Source organism: Neochlamydia sp. TUME1 (genome assembly GCF_000813645.1).
Taxonomy (GTDB): Bacteria; Chlamydiota; Chlamydiia; order Chlamydiales; family Parachlamydiaceae; genus Neochlamydia.
In genome coordinates this window covers 1-24,210 of the sequence record NZ_JRXI01000194.1, presented here as the reverse complement: position 1 = coordinate 24,210, position 24,210 = coordinate 1, and the positions used below count along the sequence as shown (strand labels likewise).

14 protein-coding genes and 1 pseudogene are annotated in these 24,210 nt (G+C 37.6%); 9 read left to right on the top strand and 6 right to left on the bottom strand.

What is annotated here, in order from left to right:
• Positions 1–179: 179 nt before the first annotated feature.
• Complete coding sequence (locus DB41_RS08900; protein ID WP_039386448.1) at positions 180–446, top strand: DUF6444 domain-containing protein; 267 nt, start codon at positions 180–182, stop codon at positions 444–446.
• Between the two features lie 502 nt (positions 447–948).
• Here the strand turns inward: DB41_RS08900 and DB41_RS08895 are convergent.
• Positions 949–3,615 (bottom strand): hypothetical protein, encoded by a 2,667-nt coding sequence (locus DB41_RS08895; RefSeq protein ID WP_052244065.1) that lies wholly within the window; start codon positions 3,613–3,615, stop codon positions 949–951.
• 261 nt (positions 3,616–3,876) lie between these two features.
• Between DB41_RS08895 and DB41_RS08890 the strand changes: the two genes are divergently transcribed.
• The 4 genes from DB41_RS08890 (at position 3,877) to DB41_RS08875 (ending at position 11,633) form a co-directional block, all read left to right on the top strand.
• Positions 3,877–5,070 carry a TolC family protein gene (locus tag DB41_RS08890; RefSeq protein ID WP_039386447.1) on the top strand — a complete coding sequence of 398 codons (1,194 nt, stop codon included), beginning with the start codon at positions 3,877–3,879 and terminating at the stop codon, positions 5,068–5,070.
• A 24-nt stretch (positions 5,071–5,094) separates the two neighbouring features.
• Positions 5,095–6,231 carry an efflux RND transporter periplasmic adaptor subunit gene (locus DB41_RS08885; protein WP_039386445.1) on the top strand — a complete coding sequence of 379 codons (1,137 nt, stop codon included), beginning with the start codon at positions 5,095–5,097 and terminating at the stop codon, positions 6,229–6,231.
• Positions 6,224–9,445: an efflux RND transporter permease subunit gene (locus DB41_RS08880; protein WP_039386452.1), complete on the top strand. Its 3,222-nt coding sequence runs from the start codon at positions 6,224–6,226 to the stop codon at positions 9,443–9,445. The genes DB41_RS08885 and DB41_RS08880 overlap by 8 nt, the downstream gene beginning before the upstream one ends.
• Positions 9,446–10,025: 580 nt before the next feature.
• Positions 10,026–11,633 (top strand): F-box/WD40 repeat-containing protein, encoded by a 1,608-nt coding sequence (locus DB41_RS08875; protein ID WP_039386443.1) that lies wholly within the window; start codon positions 10,026–10,028, stop codon positions 11,631–11,633.
• A gap of 303 nt (positions 11,634–11,936) precedes the next feature.
• Here the strand turns inward: DB41_RS08875 and hemH are convergent, their stop codons facing one another.
• The 3 genes from hemH to DB41_RS08860 are packed head-to-tail and all read right to left on the bottom strand — an operon-like array spanning position 11,937 to position 15,432.
• A complete protein-coding gene (gene hemH / locus DB41_RS08870) occupies positions 11,937–12,968 on the bottom strand; it encodes a ferrochelatase (RefSeq protein WP_039386441.1) in 1,032 nt (343 codons plus the stop codon).
• Between the two features lie 2 nt (positions 12,969–12,970).
• Positions 12,971–14,809, bottom strand: a complete 1,839-nt coding sequence (locus DB41_RS11745) for an MBL fold metallo-hydrolase (RefSeq protein WP_162180945.1) — start codon at positions 14,807–14,809, stop codon at positions 12,971–12,973.
• A gap of 11 nt (positions 14,810–14,820) precedes the next feature.
• The gene (locus tag DB41_RS08860; protein WP_039386440.1) at positions 14,821–15,432 is read right to left on the bottom strand and encodes an HAD-IB family hydrolase; all 612 of its coding nucleotides are present in this window, start codon (positions 15,430–15,432) and stop codon (positions 14,821–14,823) included.
• A gap of 89 nt (positions 15,433–15,521) precedes the next feature.
• On the opposite strand from DB41_RS08860, the gene DB41_RS08855 reads away from it, so the two are divergent.
• From DB41_RS08855 to DB41_RS08845, 3 genes are all read left to right on the top strand, one after another.
• Positions 15,522–16,484, top strand: coding sequence for an SDR family NAD(P)-dependent oxidoreductase (locus DB41_RS08855; protein WP_039386438.1), 963 nt, complete (start codon positions 15,522–15,524; stop codon positions 16,482–16,484).
• A gap of 145 nt (positions 16,485–16,629) precedes the next feature.
• A complete protein-coding gene (locus DB41_RS08850; RefSeq protein WP_039386437.1) occupies positions 16,630–17,250 on the top strand; it encodes a hypothetical protein in 621 nt (206 codons plus the stop codon).
• A 101-nt stretch (positions 17,251–17,351) separates the two neighbouring features.
• Positions 17,352–19,226 carry a hypothetical protein gene (locus tag DB41_RS08845; RefSeq protein WP_039386436.1) on the top strand — a complete coding sequence of 625 codons (1,875 nt, stop codon included), beginning with the start codon at positions 17,352–17,354 and terminating at the stop codon, positions 19,224–19,226.
• Between the two features lie 314 nt (positions 19,227–19,540).
• On the opposite strand, the gene DB41_RS08840 is transcribed toward DB41_RS08845, so the two are convergent.
• Positions 19,541–20,305, bottom strand: a complete 765-nt coding sequence (locus DB41_RS08840; protein WP_039386434.1) for a polyphenol oxidase family protein — start codon at positions 20,303–20,305, stop codon at positions 19,541–19,543.
• A gap of 243 nt (positions 20,306–20,548) precedes the next feature.
• Here DB41_RS08840 and DB41_RS08835 point away from each other — a divergent pair, with 243 nt between their 5' ends.
• On the top strand, positions 20,549–22,729 hold the full coding sequence (locus DB41_RS08835; protein WP_039386433.1) for an ATP-dependent helicase: 2,181 nt from the start codon (positions 20,549–20,551) through the stop codon (positions 22,727–22,729).
• A gap of 87 nt (positions 22,730–22,816) precedes the next feature.
• Here DB41_RS08835 and DB41_RS10930 read toward each other — a convergent pair.
• Positions 22,817–24,210 (bottom strand): annotated as a pseudogene (locus tag DB41_RS10930) (hypothetical protein); the annotation flags it as partial.

Genomic DNA, 24,210 nt, shown 5'->3' with positions numbered 1-24,210 from the left:
TATCAATAGATACCTGATAAACAAAATAATTTCTAGAGTTAATATTTACTTAAGCATCCATGTAAATAGTATGTAACCTTCACACGAAAAACTATTTAAAGAAAATGTAGAGCTAAGGTCTGAAAATGCTCAGCTAAAAGCCTTGGGTAAATATAGACAGGAAAAGGTAATCAACAAACTTGAAAGCGCGCATTGCTCAGTTAGAAGAACAGCTTAATCAAAATTCTAAGAATAGTTCCAAGCCACTTACGACGGATCAAGAAGCTAGCTGTTCATCATTACCTCAAGCAGAAAATCGACCTTATCATCCTGGGGCCAACCGCGAGTTGTTACCTGCTAGGGCAGTTATCTCGTATGAGGTTCGTAGTGTAGAAGGTTGTCCACACTGTTACTTTTTATGCATGCGGCTGATAAGTTTTTTCTTGGCAGCAGATCAAACTTCTTGAAATTAAGCCCTTGCTACATCCAATCGATCTAGTGACAAACAGATGCCTTTGTTGTCATTGAAAAGTGCGTCCTGAACTTAAAGAAAATGAGCAATTCTTGCTCGGTCCTAGGCTAAAAGGATTTTTAAGGATATAGAAAAACTTTCGGCCTCGCAAAAGCCATGATTACCTGTTGATAAATTTTCTCTACAGAAGGCGGAAAAGCTGTTTTAGCAATTTCTTCTCTTTTTGCCTCTTTCTAAGCATCCTGCTTAAGCTTTTTTTTAATTTTCTTGTACATTGCATCGATGGATTGTTTGTTATTTTTTCTCATAAACGCTCAAGAAGAATAGGCTTTTTAGCTACTCCTTATACAATCGCACACTCTATCAAAGTCTCTCTTTAATTAAAGAGACAGCTTTTAGAGGATTGGGTGTGCAGGCTTAATTTTTTTAAAGCCTATAAGTGCACATCTCTACCAGAGGGTGACAACTTTATAAGGGAGCTAGCTAGTCATAAATTTCTACAGGCGAGCATCATTGACTAGCTCTTTAATGAATCCTGCAATCACCTGATTTTCTTCAGGATTTAAGCCTGGATTTATTCTTATAGTGCTAGAGCCTTCTTCTGCATTAACGGAAATAATGATGCAATTAGGGTGATAAAACCCAAAGCTAGCGCGGGAATGTACCTTTATCCCTTTCGCTAAGCATTTTCTGTAGAAAAGCCCCATAATCGCCCTACTTTTTAGGGCATGGCCTTTTCCTATGAGTTTTATATCGATAAAGGAACATTCCATCTCTGGATCTGCGGTGCTAATGCGTATCTTCTGGCTACTCTCTTTGCCTAAAGGCTGAAGGAGTGGGGGAACACCATCAAGAATTTCCCTAGTATTTTTAAAAATAGCCAATCGATAACTATCCATTTGCTCAGTCGTATACTTATAAGCAAGAGAGAACCATTGAAGGCTTAGTTGATCCGTTTTATGGGCAATGTCTTCAGTTAAGGAATTAAAGGCATCCCAGGGAGCTTTTCCATTATTAACCATGTAAAATGGAGATCCATAGTAGTTATCCATTCCAAACATATCAAATTTCTGTCCACTACGGAAAAAGACAAAGTTTAACTTACCGTCTTTTATCTCTTCCTGGAAGGTGGCAAGCAAATCTTGGACTTTAGGAGAATTAATATAATCGATTGTGCAATCGACCGCTACAGTAAGTTGCTTATTTTCGTTTTTTTGCGATAATATCTGTCGGATATCTTTCTTGATATCTCTTATCGCATAGTGAGTATGATCAGCATCAATTTCAATATTAGGATTAAATTGGCATGCGTATAGATCAATTTGCTTTAAGCTACTATCTTGCAAAGCGTTCTCAATACGTTGGTCGTTGCCTATAAAGCTTGCTTGCTCATAATAAAAGCCTGTACTAAATACTCGGGTAGGGTAAGGATTCAGGTTTAATAAAGCCGCATTGATTCCAGCGAATACGTTGACCGCCGTCTTACCTAGGCCTGCTTTTATCAAAGGGCGCAGTTCTTCTGGAACGCTTGTTAACTGTTCTGGCAAAATAGTAGGAAATGCTTTTTCTTCAAAAGGGGCTGTAAGCACTAAAAGATTGGCAATTTCACAATGAACCAGCTCAATTTCTTGCGCATATTTACTATAATCGTCCATAAAAAGTTCTGCTGTGGCCAGATGCTCTTTTATTTTAAACAATGAGGTTTGAATGATTTCACGTTTTATTGGATGTCCTTGAAATTTTTTCCACTGCTTATCGCTGATTTCATTAAGTAGACCCTTTAAAAGATGTAAGGTAGATTCGCCTAAAATAGCTAGATGAGGAGAGTAAGCATGCATCTCTGGAGAGGAAACTTTTGCTAAGAATCTGTCAAAGAGTGCTAGCTTAGTTAAATCAAGCTTATCAGGAAAATAAACATCTTTGTTAGGAATATCTTTAGCATCAGGGCCTTTAATAGGGTATTTAATATCGGGTCTAATATTAAAGCCATTAAGAATATGTTTACGCATGTTAATAGCGCCGATATACAAGCCGGTTTGCTCAATAAAATCTAAAAAGGCAGGATGCTTTTGAAGAATTTTTTTACCTTTTAAGTCGGTAAAGAGTGGTAAAACTTTAATGCCCGCAATTTCGTCAAGCGTTAGTCTGCAAATGCAGGTGCTATTTTGTTGCAATAATTTTTTAAATTTACTTGTAGAAATTTTACTCAATTCAGGATGCTGCATTCTAAATTTTTCAATGGACCTATCAAATGAGCAATTAAGGCTTGTACGTATTGAATCCAATTTCTTTTCAAAAGCTTCTTCCTTTTCTTTTTTTCCATTAGTTTTAACTAAATCTTCCAAAGAAGAAGTTAAATCCACTAATAAGCTTACATTCATCGCTTGTGAAAAAGCTTGGCGTGGTTCTTTGGCAAACTTGGAAAAATGTGCATTTAAGGCTTGAGTGAGTGTAGTTTCCCACTCAGCTTCTGAAATTGCACTATCAATCACATGAAAGTTTAAAGGAAAAAATTGAGTAACCTCGGTAGTATCGGTAAGAATGAGAGGACTCTTATGGGTAAATGCTAAATTTTTATTAATTTCTGCTCCTAGTCCTGGATTTTGCCGAAATCCCATGCGATGGTAATGATAATTCGTATAAGGTCCCACCTGAAATAATACGCCAATTTTTCTTTGTAATAATTTCATCATGTTAAGATAAATAGGGGCAGATTTTTCCAGATAATTGGTGGCCATGAACTCGATTTGTTTCTTTAATTGTGGATCCTGTGTTTTCTTATAGGAATTCTTCAACAGCGCTAGGTTAAGGCTCCAATCTGTTTGTGAATTCTCTATGGTTGCCACACTTTCTAAAAGCCCATGATAGGAGAGTCGTCTTATATGCAGAATGCGGTGAGCCAGGTCAGATATTAACTGTAAAAGCTTAGTAAAACCTTCTTTTATAATCGATACGAAGACTTCCCAACCAAGGGTAATATTCCTTTTTAATACTTTAAGGGAAGATGAAATACGAATTTTAAAAGATGCTAGGGCACACTCATGGGTTTTAGATGAGCAAGAAGAAGGAATAGTACCATAAACTTTAGGGGCTACTGCTTCTTGAGCCACTAAAAGATCTCTAAAATGATAGTTAGGGATATTTATTTTTTTATTATTATCCATAATTAAACCCTTTTTTATTAATAAGTGTAGATTATAGCATAATAATGAATAAATAATAACAGAATTATTTCTGTTAGTTTTATTTAAAATAAAAAAAAAGTGGTAGTTAATTTTTTTACTTGAAGGTATTCTTCAAAAATCCTATAGCAGGTAATCACACCAGCGGAAAAATTTTAACACATACTCTTGTAAATCCCTATGAGATTGTCTAAGTTCCCCAAATTAAGTTTAGTGCTTTACTTTTACCTGTGGCCTTTGCTAATGGAAGCAAGGTTACTAACTTTAGATGAGGCTACCCAGCGAGCTTTAACTTATTCTCCTGCCGTAGCCATCGTTGACACCACATGGAAAGTTAGACAGGCTGAGGAATATCAGGCAAATTTTCTGCCAAATCCCGTCGTCTCTGTAGAAATTGATAAAGCTAATTTAATTGGGAAGGAGAAAAAAAGGGCGGGAGATCGAGGGTTTTCTTGCAATTTATCGCAAGCTATTGAATTAGGGGGTAAAAGACATCTTCGAAAACAGACTGCTGGGCTCCAAACATCATTAGCCTTCAAAGAAATAGAAGTCATAAAGTTAGAGGCAAGTTGCCAGGTAGAAAAAGCTTTTATTGAGGTGGCTGCTGCGCAAGAATATTTGCGTTTCGCTCAAGAACTCCAACTAAGTGCCCAAGAAGTGCTTTTTTCCACTTCTGCAAAAGTTGAAGGAGGAAAAATATCTTCCTTAGAAGGAAAGAAAGCTAAGTTATCAGTATTAACCGCTCATCTAGCTTTAGAAAAAGCTCGCAATAATTTTGAAAATTCTAAGAAAAAGCTCGCTTTGATTTGGGGAGATAGTCGTCCTGACTTTACTTCTGTGGATTATAACCTTTTAGAAATTACTTTAGTTGAGGATCTTGCTGCCTTTATTGCTGAGCAAAATGATAATATTGCAACGAAACAATGGGAGCTGCAGATAGCAAATGCTGACCTCATGATTGCGAGTGAAAAAGCGCAACGTATTCCTAACCTCGTAGTTACCGCAGGATATGTCAACTCTGGTGAGGATGGAGAGGGACTATTGCTTGGATTTTCCATGGCTATCCCGATATGGGATAGAAATCAGGGTAACATTTCTAAAGCCAAGCATTTATTAAACCAGCTTCATAACAAAAGAAATAAAGACAACTTGCAAGTACGCCTGCAATTAGAAGCTGAGTACGCGCAACTTCTCACTTCCTACCAAGAGGGGCTATTATATAAAAATGATGTTTTGCCTATAGCTATAGCTGCTTTTGAGGGTGCTAAACAGGAATATTTGCAAGGAAAAAGTGATTACCTTGAAATGCTAGACGCCCAACGTACCCTTTTTGATGTGCATGACAAGTATATGCATGCTTTAGTGGATTATCATCAAAGAAAAGTAGAGCTTAATCGATTAGTAAGGGTGGGTTATGCAAATACGCAGGGGCCTTAAAAGGTTTGACTTAAGGAGATGCAAATGAGCAAAAGAATTTTTTTATATATAGGATTAGTTTTTCAACAGTATTTGGCAGCAAGCCAGGAATTTAAGCCTGAACTTTCCAACTTTGTCTCTTTAAATAATGAACAAATGATAGAGGCAGAAATTGAGATATTAAAAGCTTCTCCTAGCATATTGCGAAAAACCTTTGGGGCGCCAGCTCAAATTGTTATCAATGAGCAACAGCAAGCCATCATTGTAGCTAGAGTTTCGGGGGTAGTAAGCCATATTAGCAAAAATGTGGGAGATTATGTAAGCAAGGGGGAAACATTAGCTGTCTTACAAAGCAGGCCAATGGCAAATTTTAAAGCTGCTTATCTTACCTTGCTGAAGCGTTCCTCCTTAGCACAACAAGCTTTTAAAGCTGAAGCTATTCTTAAAGAAAAGAATGTAACATCTGAACAAGCTTATCTTCAAGCATTTTTAACCGCAGAAGATGCTTGTGTCAAACAAGAGTTGGCAGAGCAGCAACTCTACCTCTTAGGAATGAGCAAAAAAGATGTAAAACAACTGGCTCAAGAAGAGAGCTGTGACTTATTTAGCTATCAGATTAAGTCTTCCTTAAATGGAATGGTAACTAGCAAAATTATCAATTTAGGTTCATCGCTAAATGCAGGTCAGGAAGCTTTTAAAATTGCTGATCTAGATACCGTATGGGTACAGATAGGAGTCTATGCGCAAGATCTTCCCTACCTTAAGCTAGGGGACAAAGTTCAGGTGGCTCTTTTAAAGGAAGAGAAATTTTCTGATTTAGCAGAAATCATCTATCTTAGTCCTATTCTTGATAAACAGACCCGTAGTGGAACAGCTATAGCTTTATTAGCTAATCAATCTAGAAAATGGTACCCAGGCTCGTATGCTCGAGTAGAAGTTATAGCCGAAGAGGTGGAAGTGCCTATAGCTGTGCTTAAAGAGGCTATTCAAGTTATTGAAGGAAAAACTGTCCTTTTTATCGCCCATTCCCAAGGATTTGAAAAACGGGAAGTAAAGATAGGAAGATCTGATCCCACTTATGTAGAAATCCTTTCAGGAATAAAACAGGGCACTCCTTATGCAGCTACTCATACTTTTATTTTAAAAGCAGAGGATGGAAAGAAGGCTATTAAAAATGATTGAAAAAATCCTAAATTTTTCTATTGCTTATCGTTATCTCATCCTCGCAGCTACTGCTTGTGCCATGCTTTTAGGTATATCTGCTTTAAAAAATCTTCCTATGGATGCTGTACCCGATATTACTAACAATCAGGTGCAAATTAATACCCTGGCTATAGGGCTGACACCTATGGAGGTAGAAAAAAGAGTGACTTTCCCTATAGAATCTGCCTTAAGCGGCATCCCAGGACTTGAGAGTACACGTTCTCTTTCACGTAATGGATTTTCTCAGATAACAGCTATATTCCACGATCAGGTAAATATCTACTTTGCTAGACAGCAAATTAATGAAAAGCTAATGGATGTTCGAAACATTTTACCAGCTGAGGCTGAATCTAAAATGGGACCTATTTCCACAGGCTTGAGCGAAGTCTTTATGTGGTCAGTAGATTACAGTCCTGAAATGAGACAATCTAAGCAGCAGGAGGCAGGCCTAGGGTGGCATGCAGACGGAAGTTATTTAACTCCGGAGGGACAATTACTTAAGACTGATGTGGAATTAGCTTCTTACTTGCGTACGGTTCAAGATTGGATAATAACCCCTCAAATTAAAGCTGTTAAAGGAATAGCGGGTGTGGATGCACAGGGAGGCTTTATTCGCCAATATCATGTGGAGCCCAGTCCTGAGAAAATGATGGCTTTTGATATTAGCTTACAAGATCTACTTACCGCTATTGAAGAAAACAACCTTAATGGAGGAGCCGGTTACATTGAACGCGGCGGAGAATCATTGATTGTTAAAGTCGATGGAAGAATAGAAAACCAAGAAAATATTGGAAATATTGTGGTTGCCATGCGTGAAGACATGCCGGTTTTTATTCATGATGTGGCAGAGGTAAGCATTGGAAAAGAGCTACGTAGTGGTAGTGCTAGTAAAGATGGTAAAGAAGTAGTGATCGGCACGGCACTGATGCTAATTGGCGAAAATAGCCGTAGCGTAGCAGAAGCGGTAAGGGAAAAATTACAATGGATCAATACAACCTTACCCCTCGGGGTTATTGCCCAACCTGTTTTGAGTAGAAGCAAATTAATAGATACGACTATTCAGACTGTAGCTAGGAATTTAATAGAAGGTGCTCTTTTAGTTATCGTAATATTATTCATTTTCCTAGGAAATTTTCGTGCTGCTTTGATCACTGCTTTAGTGATTCCTATTTCTATGTTAATAACTGCTATAGGAATGGTTCAAGCTAAAATTAGCGGCAATTTGATGAGCTTAGGCGCGCTTGATTTTGGGCTGATTATTGATGGAGCTGTTATCATTGTGGAAAATTGCTTAAGGCGTTTAGGGGAAAAGCAAAAGGCACAGGGAAAAAGCTTGCAGCTAGAAGAGCGTTTAGAAGAAGTGATGCAAGCTAGCAAAGAAATGATACAGCCCTCTGTTTATGGGCAAGCGATTATTATCGCAGTCTATCTTCCTATATTGACTTTATCAGGGGTAGAAGGAAAGATGTTTCATCCTATGGCATTAACAGTGCTTTTTGCTCTAATAAGCGCATTTGTTTTGTCTTTGACATTTGTGCCTGCTATGGTAGCTATTTGGATCACCAAACCCCTACACGAAAGAGAAAATTTCTTTATTTCCACAGCTAAAAAAGCTTATGAGCGTCTTCTTTGGAGGGTCCTTAGCTTTCCTTATCTAGTTGCTACCATCGCCATCTTCATGGTGGCAGCAGCCTTAATTTTATTTAGTTTTCTTGGGCAAGAGTTTATTCCCACATTAGATGAGCAGGATTTAGCCATTCAGGTTTCAAGAATTCCTAGCACTTCTTTAACTCAAGCTACTTCCATGCAGCTACAAATAGAAAAAGTAATTAATAAATTTGATGAAGTGGCTTATGTTTATTCAAAAACCGGTACCGCTGAAATGGCATCCGATCCCATGCCTCCCTATGCCTCAGATACTTTTGTCATTCTTAAACCTCGTCCGGAATGGCCAGATGCTAAGCGAAATAAAGAAGATCTTGTAAAGGCTATAGAGACTAGGCTAAAAAAGCTCCCTGGTAATATTTATGAGTTTACCCAACCTGTGGAAATGCGCTTTAATGAGCTAATAGCAGGGGTAAGAAGTGATTTAGCAGTGAAAGTCTATGGGGATGACTATAAAGTGTTAAAAAAAACTGCCGAGGCTATTGCTCAGGTCATGCAAAAATTACCAGGGGCGGCCGATGTTACGGTAGATAAAACTGATGGGCTACCTACTTTAGAAATTAATATAAATAGAAACATTTTAAGCCGTTATCATCTGAATATGAAAGAAGTTCTAGAAATGGTTGGAGTGGCAATTGGGGGTGGAAAAGCAGGAACCCTTTTTGAAGGAGATCGGCATTATGATATTATTGTTAGATTGCCTGAAAAGTTAAGAAATGACTTGCTAGCTTTATCAAGGTTGCCGATACGTTTGCCGCTCACTACCAGTAAAGCGAATAAAAAAATTGTTTTTCCTTATATTCCTTTAAGTGAAGTGGCTAATTTAGATATCACAACAGGTTTGAATCAAATTAGGAGAGAAAATGGAAAAAGGGTAGTAATAATTCAGGCTAATATAAGAGGTGCTGATATGTCTACTTTTGTAGAGGTAGCCAGAAAGAAGATTAGTGAAGAAGTTAAAATCCCTGCCGGCTATTGGATAGAATGGGGAGGCCAATTTGAAAATTTAATAGCCGCAAAAAAGCGTTTATTGATAGTAGTACCAGCAGCATTTCTTTTAATTTTTATTCTGCTTTATGTAGCCTTTCATTCGATTCGGCAAGCTTTTTTAGTTTTTAGTGCTATTCCCCTAGCTTTTACTGGTGGCATCATAGCTTTATGGTGGCGAGGCATACTTTTTTCCATTTCAGCAGCAATCGGATTTATTGCTCTTTCGGGCATTGCCATATTAAATAGTTTAGTGCTTATAAATTGCATCAATCAATGGATTTTAGAGGAAGCTTCAGCTAAGGAAGCAATCTTAAAGGGGTCCATAGCACGCTTTCGGCCAGTTATCGTGACAGCTCTAGTGGCAGCATTAGGGTTTTTGCCTATGGCATTAGCACAAGGGGCAGGAGCTGAAGTGCAGAAACCTTTAGCCACCGTAGTCATTGGTGGTCTTATTAGCTCCACTTTACTCACCTTAGTCGTATTACCAGCTTTATATATTCTTACTATTTCTTCAAGGAATTTTAAAATTTTTAAATAAATAATGAATTAATTTTTCTAAGTTGATTAAAAAACCCTGTTTGTTCGGCAAGAAGCTGCTCTTTTAAGGGAGCTTATTAATCCACAAATAAATAGCTAAGAACGTTGAATGTATCTCACACAGGTGTTTTTATTATTAACTTTATATGACCCTCTGTCCTTTGTAAAAAGGAAGCTATGATGCTAGTATGATTTAAGGAATTAACAGAGATACAAGGCTAGGCTTTAGAATCCTTACGTCCTAAAAAGCTTAGAAAACGAGGGTAAGACTATTCGCATGCGACGTGGCCCTTGAGAAAAATCTGCAACCTTATTTTTAAACGCTCGGTATAGATTTAAGATGATAGGGATGGGCTTTAAGGATAAAAGTGGACATCTAGGAAAATAAAATTAATTACTTCATAGATAAAAAATGCTTAATTTTTTTTGTCGTAAAAATTAAAAAAAAATATTTTTTAATTCCTGATTATCTTTTTTTTATAAATAAAAATTGAAATTAATTAATCGCATAGTTAATATGTTATTGTTTAAGTTAATAAATAATTGTTCTAAAGCTTAATCCTTAACAAAAGGAGTTTGTAATGATTAATAATATCTCGCCAGCCTTTTCTCCAAGTACTGTAGAAATTTCGCAAAATATAGATTCTTGGGCTATTTCTAAGATGCCTGATGAAGTATGGATAAAAATCTTTTCTTATTTACCTGCTAAAGATTTAGCATTTAGCCGGCAAGTGTCCAGACAATGGAGCCAATTAGCCTCCGATCCCTTATTATGGCATCCCTTGGTTCTTAAAAAATTTCCTTTTTTGCCGCCTTTGTCCCACGGTAAATATACTCATTCCATGTATGGAAACCAAGCTGCTTATCACGTAAACGTAGAATGTAAACGTTTTGTGAAATTTATCGAATTTGAGGATGTAGAAGGGAGTGGAAAAGCGGTATTCTCTCCTGATAGCCAATGGATTGTAAGTAGCGCTAAAGACAATACAGCTCATGTATGGAATGCTTTTAATGGAAAGCGCCATCAAATCCTTGAGGGCCATACAGGTCTTATCACTAGTATAACTTTTTCTGAGGATGGAAATTGGCTAGCCACTACTTCTGCCGACTGTACAGCTCGCTTATGGAAACTGGAATCAAACAAGTGGATATGTAAATCTTCCTTGAAGGGTCATCTTAAAGAAGTTTGCAGCGCAGCTTTCTTTCATCGGTTGCAAGATGAGTACGGCTGGTTAGTGGCTACAGGATCGTTGGATTGTGATATCCGCCTATGGGATATGAATACGGGAAAATATCTCACCACTTTTAGAGGTAAAGTTAGGGCTCCTGTTAAGAAGATAGGTTTTTTGCCTAACGGTGATAATTCAATGGTTGTTATAGAGCCGGGCGTAAATAGGGCTTATTTTTGGGCTATGGGGCCCACATCATCCGCTACAGTTAAGCGGGAGGATGCATCATGCGGGCATGACTCGTCATTTAAGTTTATTGGCCCCTTTGCTTTATCTCCTGATAAAAAAGCAGGAGCTTTTTTGTTGAAGCTTGGTAAGCTTGGCATATGCGAACTTGACGCACTTAAGGAAAACCAGAGGATCTTAACAATTCCCCCCAAGCCGATCCTCTGCCTAGCATATTCTCCGGATGGAGAATCGCTTGCCATAAGCTTTGCAGAAGAACCTTCGCAAAAACCTGGCTTTGATGTTTATCACTTACCTACCGGCAAGGTGTATAAATATGAGGCAGAAGAGATTGGAGAGAGTCTTAATAAAATAACTTATTCTCCAGATGGACAGTGGATAGTCTCTGGCAATTCTGAATGGTGCGCTCTCTGGCAGGTTAACAGGAAGAGGATATGGTGGAAGGGGCAAGAAAAGACCCCTCTCTATTTTATATCTCTGCCTTGTAATGACAATTTAAGTTTTTCTCCTAACGGACGGCAATTACTGATTGGTAATACAGTGATTGATTTCTTTGATATTGAAGGAAAATTAATTGCTGATGGGGCAGCAGAAGAAATAAAAGAAGAAAAAAAGCAAGCAACGCCTGAGATTTTAATGGAAGAAATTATCCCCTTAGAGTCTAAGAAAAGAAAGTCTAGGATTGATAAAAGCCAGAAAGAGGAAAAAGAGATTCCCTATCCAGCAGACTCTTCTCCACCATCTTCGTTAAAAAGAAGAAAAAAAGAAGAATAGAATCCCGTTTCAATAGGCTTTTGTTCTTGCGCAATCATGTATTTAAAAAGTCGTGCTTATTAACTAGCAGGGATAGCTGTGAGAGATTGGATTTCTTTTCAAGGATAGACAAAGTTTTTTAAAGCCTATAGCATTAAAAAAGTGTTAGCCTTTATAGGCTCTAGCTTTAAAACTCCTATTTTTTTAAATTTTTTAGAGTCCTGTATTTAATAAATGCTCTCACAGCTTCCGCGATTATCGCTTTTTTGCAAAAAAAAGTAAGAATGGCTTCTTACCTTAGCAAGATTTATCATGGAAAGTATTTTAAAATTGCGAGCTGTTTTCCCTTACTATTTTTTCAAGAGCTTTTATCCATGCAGTTTCATCATTAAGCCCTTGAACAATATCTAAGCGTTCCCCTCCCATTTTCTTAAATTCTTCCGCATACTCTACGCCAATTTCAAAGGTAGTTTCTAGGCAATCACACACAAAGGAGGGACAAAACACCAAGATTTTCTTTTTATTTTGCCTAGCAAGCTCTTTGATCACATGAGGGGTAAAAGGTTCTAGCCATGGATCTTTGCCTAGGCGTGACTGAAAAGCTAAGCTAGTCTTTTCAGTAGGCAGATTGAGTTGTCCTATGATTGCATGGGCCGTAAGATGGCACTGAGCCGAGTAACAATCAACGTTTTCTTGGCAAGCCTGTTGGCAGCAGTTTTGTGACTTTAAACAGTAATTATTTTTATCAGCTTTTATTACTTGCCTCTGGGGAAGTCCATGAAAACTGAACAAGAAATGATCGTATTCTGCTAGGTTATTCTTAAGAGCAACATGGCAAAAGGCCTGGATGACAGCAGGGTGGTCAGCAAAGGAGTTAATAAATGTAATTTTAGGTAAAGATATCTGGTTTTTTAAAATTTCCATGCTTTTTTGATAAACTGATCCCGTAGATGCTGAAGCATATTGAGGAAATAGAGGGAGGATAATCAGTTGTTTAATTCCTTTGTTTAAAAGCAGCAACAGCTTCTTTTCTAAGGAAGGATTTCGATAGCGCATCGCCAGCTCTACATAAAAATTATCACCTAAAGCTTTTAGTAAGGCGTCTCTTACTCTTTTCCCATATACCATCAAAGGTGATCCCTCAGCCGTCCAAATGTTTTGATAGGATCTAGCCGATTGTTTGTAGCGTGCAGGAATGATAATGCCTCTTACAAGTAGCTGCCGTTGTAGCCAAGGAAGGTCTATTACCCTCTCATCGGTTAGAAATTCGACCAAATATTTATACACATCTTTGGGTTGAGGAGAGTCAGGGGTACCTAAATTGACAAGAAGGATACCGATAGGGGAATGATACATACTTATCCTTGATATGTTTTGCCAGGCTTGAGCACGATAAAGTCTTCTTCAGCGAGGCGATAAAATTTTAAGGCCATTTTAAGCTGTTTTTCCGGATCATCAATAGCTTCATCGGAAAGTCGAAAGGTTCCAAAATGTATAGCAATACTTTTTTTAGAAGCTAAATCTATATGTGCTTGGACGGCATCAGAAGGAGACATATGAAAAGGCTCCATAAACCAGCGTGGTTCGTAGGCTCCAATAGGCAATAAAGAAATCCGAGGAGAGCCAAATCTAGCTTTAATTTTCTCAAAAACCTGCGCATAGCCTGTATCTCCTGCAAAATAAATCCACTCTAGGTCTTTCCTGATGATAAAACCTCCCCAAAGGGTCTTATTTTTATTAAAGAGATTTCGCATGCTAAAATGTCTAGCGGGTGTAAAGATGATCTCAAAGTTGTTTGCTTTGATTGCTTCCCACCAATCAAGTTCATCGATGTCTTTCAAGCCTTTTTTCTTGAGATAGTTTTTATTACCTAATCCGGTGATGAATTTAGGGTGATGCTGGGCTTGTATTCGGCGCAGGGTAGGTATATCCATGTGATCGTAGTGATTATGACTCAGAAGCACGAGATGAATAGGAGGCAAATCTTCAAAGCATATACCCGGTGAGTGCACTCTTTTAGGTCCCATCCAAGAGAATGGACTGCAACGTTTAGACCAAATTGGATCGGTAAGTATATTAATATTTCCCCACTGAATCAGTATAGTAGCATGATTAACAAAGGTAAGCCTAAGGTGATCATCATTTATCTGTGTAAGAGGTTTGGCAAGCTGGCTTATAGGAATGCTTTCAGGCCATTTTCTAGGCTTACTTTCCCACATCCAATGAATAAAATCTTTAAAAGAGCGCTTCGTGGGAGGGGTATTATGATAAAGATAGCCATCGTAATGATCAGAAAGACGGTGTTTGCTTAGATAAGCTGTGTAGATAAGTGTCCACCGTAACGAACTATCTTTTCTTTCATAAGCATAAGCGTAAATTTCTTTAGGGGATAAACGGCTAAAATTAATAATTTCTGCATCGGTAAGTCGATAAATAATGGCATCGGCAGCGGTTTTATTTAAAACGAGCTGTCGCAAGTTTTTAAGGGCTACTTTAAATTGGTACTGTCGAAAACATAAACGTATTAAAGCATATAGAAGCGAGCTTATAAGGAATAATTGTCCTAATTTAGAAAGATAGAAAAAAGTTTTACTTTCCTGCTCAAGGGTTAAGATATCTAAAGCAACAACCAAAACAAGAAGAAAAACAAAAATTAAGCTTTCAGTGGAGGTTTGAACGATGGGTCCAAAAAACCTTCTAAAGCGTGACGGTGAAGAGCGGTAAGCTAAAATTTCTTCAAATATAGGCTCTTCAAACCTCATCCGCCCTATGTGCGACAATTCATGAGCTATTAATTCCTTACGGGTATAAAATTTCCCATAATAAGTAGAATTTTGTAAATTCTTCCTTAGCTGCAGGAAAGGATAAGCCGGATAATCATCTGTCTGTTGAAAAATCCATGTGCATCCGCCATGCCAGGGAAGTAATTTGTAATTACTAAAGAAAAGAGGCACCCACGTAGGAAATATATCATAGAGCTTTTGTATTTCTTGGCACCCTTCTTTTAAAATATTGGCAGAACGTGGAGATTCTTCTACAGCAAAGGGAAATTCTTGCGACAGCTCTTGAGTAATCTGACTGTTTAAATTCAAGCAATAGGCTACTCTCTCAGTAAAGGATTGATCACTTTCAGCAGGTCCAGGAATTAAGCCCTCAAAATTACTTTCCATCAGATCTTTTTTAGAGGAATTTGCCATCATTATCTTACTTAATTTAATCGGCGATAAAAGGAAAAGTTAGCGCACTGTAATAGCTCCTGATCTCCCTGGCTATCCCCATAAGCGTACAAAATATAGTTTTTTGTAGGGCCTTCTTCCTCTATTAAACGGCGAACCTTTTCCGCTCCTCGGCAATTTAATCCTTGTAAGTATCCTGTGAGATAACCTTGAGGCGAAAAAGCTACACGCGAAGCAATGATATTATCAAAACCTACCGCTTGCCCCCAGGGTTTTAAGTAAATATCAAGATTAGCACTTATTAAAACGCAACGATGTCCTTGATTTTTATGCCAACGAATTCTTTCTATAGCCTGAGGCCGAAGGAGTGTAGGTAAAATTTCTTTAGCATATCTCTCGGCATACATTTTTATCTCATGGCGTTCTTTTCCCTTTAAAAAACGAGTAAGCAAAGCTTCTTTGAGTTGTTGGCGGGAGAGATATCCTAGAAGATATTGGAAAAAATGAAAGCTTTCTAAACAAAGATTTTTTCTTTTAAGAGCTGAACCGACTACAAAATTTAAAAAGGGTAAAAGAGAATCGCGGTAGGTTAAAGTTCCGTCGAAGTCGAAGGCTGCGATGATAGATGGAGAAGGATTTGCCATACAATTGGGATCTGCTATAAAATGTGGGGATTGCAAAAATTTTATTCGCTATTTGCTCTTTTATAATTATGATCTAACAAGAGATTTTGATGAAACATGTTTTAATTACTGGTGCTGCTGGCTTCATAGGCTTTCACTTGGCCAAAGCTTTGAAAAAGCGCGGGGATCATGTTATTGGTATAGATAATTTTAATGATTATTATGACCCCTTGCTCAAAAGAGCACGGGCTAAAGAGCTAGAAAAACAGGGGATTGCTTTGCTTGAAGGGGACATCACCGATGCCAACTTTTTATACGAGCTAATTGCCCACCATCAAATTAGCCATCTTATTCATTTAGCGGCACAAGCAGGAGTACGTTACTCTTTGGAAAATCCTCAAGCTTATGTGAAGGCAAATATTGAAGGCTTCCTAAATGTTTTAGAAACTTGCCGTCAATTTCCAGGCCTTCAATTAGTATATGCTTCCTCTTCTTCCGTTTATGGATTGAACCAAAAGATACCTTTCTCTATAGAAGATCGAACGGATCATCAGGCTAGCCTCTATGGGGTGACAAAAAAAGCTAACGAACTCATGGCTTCTACTTATTATCATTTATATCGAGTACCTATTACAGGATTGCGCTTTTTTACTGTATATGGCCCCTGGGGACGCCCCGACATGGCTTACTTCCAATTCACTAAGTCTATCCTTGAGGGAAAACCTATCCATATTTTTAACCATGGCAAAATGAGAAGGGACTTTACCTATATAGACGATATTGTCCAAGGTATTAAATCTTCTATAGATCGGGAAGGCAAAAATGAAATTTTTAATCTTGGTAATCATCAGCCGGTAGATCTTTTAAAAATGGTAGAAATCATTGAGGAAACTGTAGGCAAAAAAGCTGAAAAGATATTTGTACCTATGCAGCCGGGGGATGTTTTAGAAACTTATGCTGATATACAGGCGAGCCAACAGATATTAGGATTTTTGCCTAAAACCACGCTTGAGGACGGAATTCCTCAGTTTGTGAAATGGTATCTAAATTATTGTTCCACAAAAATAGCTTAAAAGCGGTAAGGTAAGTAAATAAATTATATTAAACTATCTATTGAGACAACTCAACAGAAGATGGAAGATGAACAACATGTTTTTCTTTTCAAATATCTTTTAAACAAATAATATGCGTATTTTAAGAAATTAGCTTGGTTTATTTATGAGAATTTTTTTGACCCTCTGCCTTTTATTAACTGCTCTAGCTGCTTGTAAAGGCCCTCAACGTTCGCAAGCTCAGTCACCTATAAGTAAAGATTATAGTTCAGATGCTTTTACGCGGGCAGCCATACGTCAAGCAACCCGTTTAGCTCATCAGCATCACTGGTATTTAGATGATGCCTGGGCTTATTATAACAGCACCGACAGTGTTCATCGCCTTTGCTTAAATTTTCGTACCCAAAATATTCTAGAACTCTACCAAGCACGAGCTCAACTCGTGGATGTGGTAGAAGAGCTTTTACAGAATCTAAAATCCAATCCCCTAACTTCTTCTCGTCTAGCTCCTAATTTTTCTGCTGAAAATCTTTTGATTCATGTGGACTTCCAAAGTTTTTGGGGACTATACGGGGATTCAAAATATGTGGGGTGGATGGCACTGGAAAATGGGATGGTTTATTATTATGACTTCGATGTTAAAAATACACAAAATGATCAGTGGTGCAATCGTATAGAAACTTATAATAAAAGCAAAGAAATTGCTCTTATAGAGAAAGAGGCTGAGAAAGAATACAAAGATAGCCTCCCTGCTCCTAAGCGCGGTTTTGAATACCTCAATGAGTAGGATCAAATTTTCATTTATTCATGAATAGTGGCATGCTTTTAAAATAGACCAAAAATTGAGGCAGCACTATTGATGCCGTTTTAAAAAATGGGAATAATTGTGTGAGTGGACCCAAACTACCTGAGCAGTCGTTAGAGTTAATTTCCCATAACTTTCAAAATATTTATGCAGCCGCGCATTCTAATCAAGAAATTATCCATCTAGTCCCCTCTTTATGGGGAAATAAGCTTTACTGTCCTTCTGCAGGCTGGAGAGGTAGGATTCTTCGCTTGATCTATTTTTTTGCAAACCTTTTGGTGGGCAGTGCTTTTTTTGAAAAAAAACTTAAGGCGGCTATAAAAGCTACCCATACCATTTATCAAGGGCTTGAAAAATTTCGCTACCGCCTCCTCGATAGCACTTATCAGGAGTATTTAAATGCTCGCTTTGCAAATAATAAAAACCATGCTGCTCTTCCTTTAGTCAATAATGCCAGAGAGCAAATTCAGCTATTTTACCAAGCTACTTACCCTTTAATAGAATTGGTGCGTTCAGAAAAAAGCCAGAAATTAAATACCTTTCTACATGCTCATTTTCCTGAAATTTATGATAAAAAAGATAAACCTTTTTATGATAAAACTTCTTTTAAATCTTTAAGAAAGCAGGTGAAAATTATGGCTCTAGAAGGAATGACGGCAGGAGAGCTTCCCTTTCACATTTTTCAAAAGGTAATTTGCAAAGAGCCGATCCAGCAACCCTCACAAGTTGCAGCTAAAGAGCAAAAATCGCTGTTAAAGTTTATAAAAAGAATCCACCAAGCAAAACAACAGGGAAAATTTGAAATTGAATTGTTTCATGAGGGCATGAAAAGTCTTATCCTCAGCCTCCCTCATTATCGGAAGGAAGATATAGGAGCTGATTTAATTTCACTAGAGAAGACTTTAATTAAAGAAGGTTGCTTTCTTTTAGAAAAATTTGATTTAAAGCATTTGCAATGGCGTGAAGGGCTGCAGCAAGGTTGTAAGCTTATCAAAGCTAATCAACCTTTTTATTTTAGGGATAAGAAAAACCAGGAACATTTATTTGAACTGGGGGATTCCCTTAAAGGCCATGAGACCACTCAATTACCTAATCTTTATAAAGTTTTCGAAATCTTTAAACCCTATACTTCTCAAAAATATGAAAAGGTTCTTTTTGTAGTAGGGCCTAATAAGCTATGTTTTGAATATAGCAAGCTTTTAAGGTCGGAAGAATTTTTTTGGGCTCTTGCCACTCCTCAATTTAAGTATATAGATCCTAAAGGAAGATATGCAATCGTAGAAAACCTTCCCACTTCTTTAGAAAGCATTGCCTGGCATACCCATAGGAAAAGTAAGTTGTCGAAGATGAATAGAGCCTATGCCGAACCTTTGCGTTTGCTCATTCGTTTTTTTGTAGAAGAAAAAAATACTCCTCGTTATCTAAATGTTGAATATTTTAAATTCGATGGAAAAGGCCGATTAAAATCCACTAAGGATTGCATTCCTTCTGGGTATTTAGATTCAATAGGATTAGAAGAAATAGTCTTTATAGCTGCCCAAGGAAACCTTCCTGTTTATCAGCATATCATTGAACCCTTACTTCAAGCTAGCCAAAATAGAAAAGTTTTAATCTTTTTTCGTCAATCTATACGAACTATTTTTAGCAAATGTCCTGTACCTATCGAAAGCTTAGCAAGGAAATATGGCTTAAAGAATAAACGAGTAAAAACAAGAGCACGCGAACTCCAGCAAAAGGCTCTAAGTTTAAAGGAAGATTGCTATCAAGCCGTTTATCACCATTTTGAGCATGAGGGCATCGATAAATCCAGTCTTTTAAAGAGTATAAAAAAATCTTTGCTAGCTTTGTATAAAAACCACAAAACTTTTGGCAGGTTATGGCCTATTGTTACATCGACCCTATTGATAGAAACAGTGGAATTAGATCCACAAAAGTTTTGTGAGAAAAACTGCAGCTAATCTCTGCTTTTTTGTTAAGTTTAACCATTAAGTCATTCTTTTTTATATTCTCTTCCCAAAAGGTTAAAGATGGCTTTAATCATGCTTCTCTTTTTACTTGGATACGCTCTTATAAGGATAATTGAATAAGGGAGGGAGCCTATCTAAAAGCTAAAGGCGTTTTTTTCGGATTTTATACTTTCATAGACGGAGAACGACCGGTGGTAGACATTGCAAGGCCGCCCAAGATAAGAAATAAGATGGCTGAGTATCAAATTAAATAAATATTTCCTGCTACTCAATCCCTAGCTACCATTCATCTTAATTTTAAAAGCCTAAGAGGACTTTATGGCCACAAACGTTCCATGGCGGCCTGTAATTTTCTCCCGACGATAAGAAAAATAATCTTCCGGATGAGAAAAGTTACTTATTTGTGCAATCTGAATATGATGTTCTAAGACGCCTGCTTGCATAAGTTGATTTTTAGCAATCGTCCATAGATCAAAATAGCATGGACTCATTTGAAATTCCCAGAAGGCTGGAGGCAGTTCCTGACGATAATGAATAAATTCAGCATCGTAAGGCCCTAAGCTAGGAGAAATACAGACATGTAAATTATCGGGAAAAGATCCATAATGGTGCTTCATGAAATTTACAGTTTTGCCATAAATATTTTGTACATTTCCCTTCCAACCCGCATGGACATTGGCGATAGCTTGTTGAACAGGATCGTAAAAAATGGTGGCTTGGCAATCTGCATGGGTAATCATTAACACTGTATCGTGCAATACAGTTGATAAAGCGTCACAGGTAGGCCTTAAACCTTTATTTTTATGAGTAATTTCTACAATTTTATCAGCGTGTTCTAATTGGCAGTCGTAAAGGTTTTTAAAAGCAAAAATCTTTTTTACTTTTTCGCGATTAAGCTTAACATTTTTATTTTCCAGGAGGTTTTGCAAGCTAAAGCCCATATTTAAGCTTGCAAACAAATCTGTACTATATCCTCCATGACGTAAAAGGATGCCATGAGTAAGATTTTTAAAAGGCGCTAAAAGTTCAAATTCAAGCCATGAAATTCCATGGCATTCGCGACGTTGCATGTAAGAAGCCTTTGTTTACCCGCTATATTTACATCACTAGCGCTTCTATTTCAAGATTTCTGCAAAAAAACTTAAGGAAGGGAAAAAAATTAAAACCTATTATGAGCAAAAGATTTACACGGCTAGCAAAAAGAACGTTGAATAATTTTTACTTAAAAAGCGAATTTTAAGAAGATCTCTAGAAATAAATGATTTATACTTATAAAATTCATAATCTTTACCTTGTTTAAGGCTTAACTTCTTATGACTTTATTATCTCAGCTAAATGAAGAGCAACTTGGGGCAGTGAATGCTATTGAAGGCCCTATTCTGGTATTAGCAGGAGCAGGTTCGGGAAAAACACGGGTTGTTACTTCGCGTATAGCCTCTTTAATTGAAATGGGAGTCCCAACTTCTCAAATCCTAGGTTTAACTTTTACTAATAAAGCTGCTGAAGAAATGCGCGAGCGTATTCGCATCTTAGTAGGAAGGCAAGCCCCTCTTCTATGTACTTTTCATAGTTTAGGAGCCAGAATTTTACGTGAATCTATCCAAGCTTTAGGATATGAGCGTGACTTTACCATTTATGATGAAGAAGACATCCATAAAGTGCTTCAAGCTTGCCTAGCGGAGTTGGAAATTAAAGATAAAAAGATGGATACTAAGACCTTTCGAGGATTGATTTCAAAAGCTAAAAATGCTTTGCAAAGGCCGGAAGATATTAAAGTAAGTTATATGTCTTCACCGGCCGAGGAATATCTTTCTCGTGTTTATTCTCTCTACCAAACTAAGTTAAAACATTATAACGCCGTAGATTTTGATGATCTTCTTTTTTTGGTAGTAAGGCTTTTTCAAGAACATCCCGATAAGCGTGAACAATACCAGGATCGATGGACATTTTTATCTATCGATGAATATCAAGATACCAATGAAGCTCAATATAAAATTTTAAATTATTTAGTGCAAAAGCACGGCAATTTATTTGTGGTAGGGGACCCGGATCAATCTATCTATTCCTGGCGGGGAGCCAACATTAATAATATTTTAAATTTTGAAAAAGATTATCCCGGCGCTCAGATCTTTCGTCTACAACAAAACTATCGTAGTTGTAGCAATATTTTAGAAGCGGCGAATGCTGTGATTGCTCATAATGCCAATCGCTATGAAAAACAGCTGTGGAGTGATTTAGGTAAAGGAGAAAAAATAAAGTTTTATGCTAGCGATACTGAGCGTGATGAAGCGGATTTTGTAGCCGATAAAATTCGCCAGCATCGTGAGCAAGGCATTCCCTATAATGAAATCGTAGTGTTTTATCGCACCAATAATCAATCACGCGCTTTTGAAGATTATTTTCTATATCGCCAGATCCCCTATGTGATTGTAGGAGGTTTATCTTTTTACCAAAGACGCGAAATTAAAGATATTTTATCTTTCTTGCGTATGGTTTATTCAGGGACCGATTATATTTCTTTTTTAAGGAGCCTCAATATCCCTCGCAGAGGAATAGGAGCAGCTACTTTAGAAAAAATTCGCCTAGCAGCCTCGAAAGAGCAATTGTCAATTTTAGCTTATTGCGAAGCTATTGCTGAAGATAAAGTTCTGCAGCATCCTATTAAGCTAGCTACTAAGCAAAAAGAAGCTTTAAAGCAATATTTAGGGATTATCTATCGTTTGCGAGAAGTGGCTAAATCAGCTTCCTTACAAGAATTAGTGCGGGCTGCCATAGATGAGACCGACTATCTTCAATTTTTAGCTGAGGATCCCGAGTCTTTTGAAGATCGTAAAGGGAATTTGGATGCTTTAATTACCAAAGCAATTGAATGGGAACAAACCGCTGTCGACGCGACTTTAAGGGCTTTCTTAGAAGAGCTTACCTTAAAGTCTAGCCTAGACGAGGCCGATACCAAGAAAGATCGCGTAAGCTTAATGACCATTCACAATGGAAAGGGATTAGAATTTAAAGTCGTTTTTTTAGTGGGAATCGAAGAGGATTTATTTCCTCATGTTAATTCTAAAGATAAGCTTGAGGCTTTAGAAGAAGAACGACGTCTTTTCTATGTAGGAATGACGCGTGCCAAAGAATGTTTATATTTAACACACTCCCAATATAGATATATGTGGGGCATGGCACGGCATCAGCTCCCTAGTCGTTTTATGCGTGAGGTGCCCAGAGAATACTTAGAACGTATTCATCAATCGCCCCTTCCAACTTTTAGACCTAAAGCCTATCCGGAAGAAAAGCGCGAACCAAGCATAAATGAAGGCGCGGATCAGCCGTTTGATCACTATGAAGTAGGAGCTGCTATCTTTCATCAAGAGTTTGGGATAGGGATCATCCGTGAGGTTTATCAAAGTTCTCTAGGCCTTACCTACAAAATCTTTTTTTCTAAAGATAATCGCGAAAGAAGTATTGTCGCTAAATACGCTAAACTTAAAAAGTTATAATTCACTTGATTAATCTAAACAGTTTATTTAAGGTATAAAAAGGGTGTTTTTGTTAAACGGCCCTTGTCTCGATTAGAATAAAGGTTTTCATTCCTTATTTTCTTTTTTCCCAGTAAGCAAATAATCGGGTGAAATAATCTTTTTGTGAGCTAGGTAAGAGGAAATATTGATCAAATAACTTTGAGCCTGCTGAAGCTTTTGTTGGCTAAATAGAGAATAATCGCAATGCTGAAGATCTAATAGCTGAATTTGAAAATGAGCTGTCGTTCTCTTGATTTCATCATTTGCTTCTTGAAAGTCGCTTGATGCAAAATAGCCATTGAGCACATTCCATAGCTGCAAAGCAAGTAAGGAAACAGAATCAGCAGAAAGAGAATCCAAAACCCTTCTTTCACCTGGAAGGAAATTTTCTGTAGAAAGAGTATGATCAGCCTGAGGTAAATAATTTACCTCGTGCTTTAGCGCTTTCTTATCATGGCTAGAATTCAATTTTTTTGCCAAAGAAGCTGCTTGAAATTTTTGCCCTTCCAATGGTTGCCGCTGCGTTTGATTTTTTCTTAAAGATTCACGGATAAAAGCTAATGTTGGGTTTTTGCTATTAATATTCCAAGATAGGCCCAGAGAAGTGAGCGAAGTATTGGTTTCTAAGGCTTTAGCTAAAGCCTTAATAGCTTCATAACTTATGAAATTCTTCCCGCTTAGATTTAGTTCAGTGAGCGAAATATTCGTTTCAAGTGCTTTAGCTAGAGCGCTAAAGCCGTCATAGCCTATCCTATTAGATCTAAGGTTTAACTGAGTGAGCGAGGTATTCGTTTCTAGGGCTTTGCCTAAAGCGCTAGCACCTTCATTGCCTATCTCATGGTTGTAAAGATTTAGTGCAGTGAGCGAATTATTGGTTTCTAGGGCTTTAGCTAAAACGCTAGCGCCTTCGGCTTTAGCTAAAGCCCTAGCGGCTTCGGCTTTAGCTAAAGGGCTAGCAACTTCATAGGCTATCTCACTGTTGTAAAGATCTAGTGCACTAAGCGAATGATTGATTTCTAGGGCTTTAGCTAAAGCACTAACGCCTTCAAAACCTATCTCATTGCCTTTAAGGTTTAGTACAGTGAGCGAAATATTGGTTTCTAGGGCTTTACCTAGAGCGCTAGTACCTTCATAGCCTATCTGATTGTCGTTAAGAATTAGTAGGGTAAGCGAATTATTGGTTTGGAGGGCTTTGCTCAAAGCGCTAGCGCCCTCCTTGCCTATCTTATTAGAACTAAGGTTTAACTTAGTGAGCGAAATATTGGTTTCGAGGGCTTTGCTTAAAGCGCTAGTACCTTCATAGCCTATCTCATTCCCTGAAAGGTCTAGTTTAGTGAGCGAAGTATTGGTTTCGAGGGCTTTGCTTAAAGCGCTAGTACCTTCATAGCCTATCTCATTCCCTGAAAGGTCTAGTTCAGTAAGCGAAGTATTGTTTTCGAGGGCTTTGCTTAAAGCGCTAG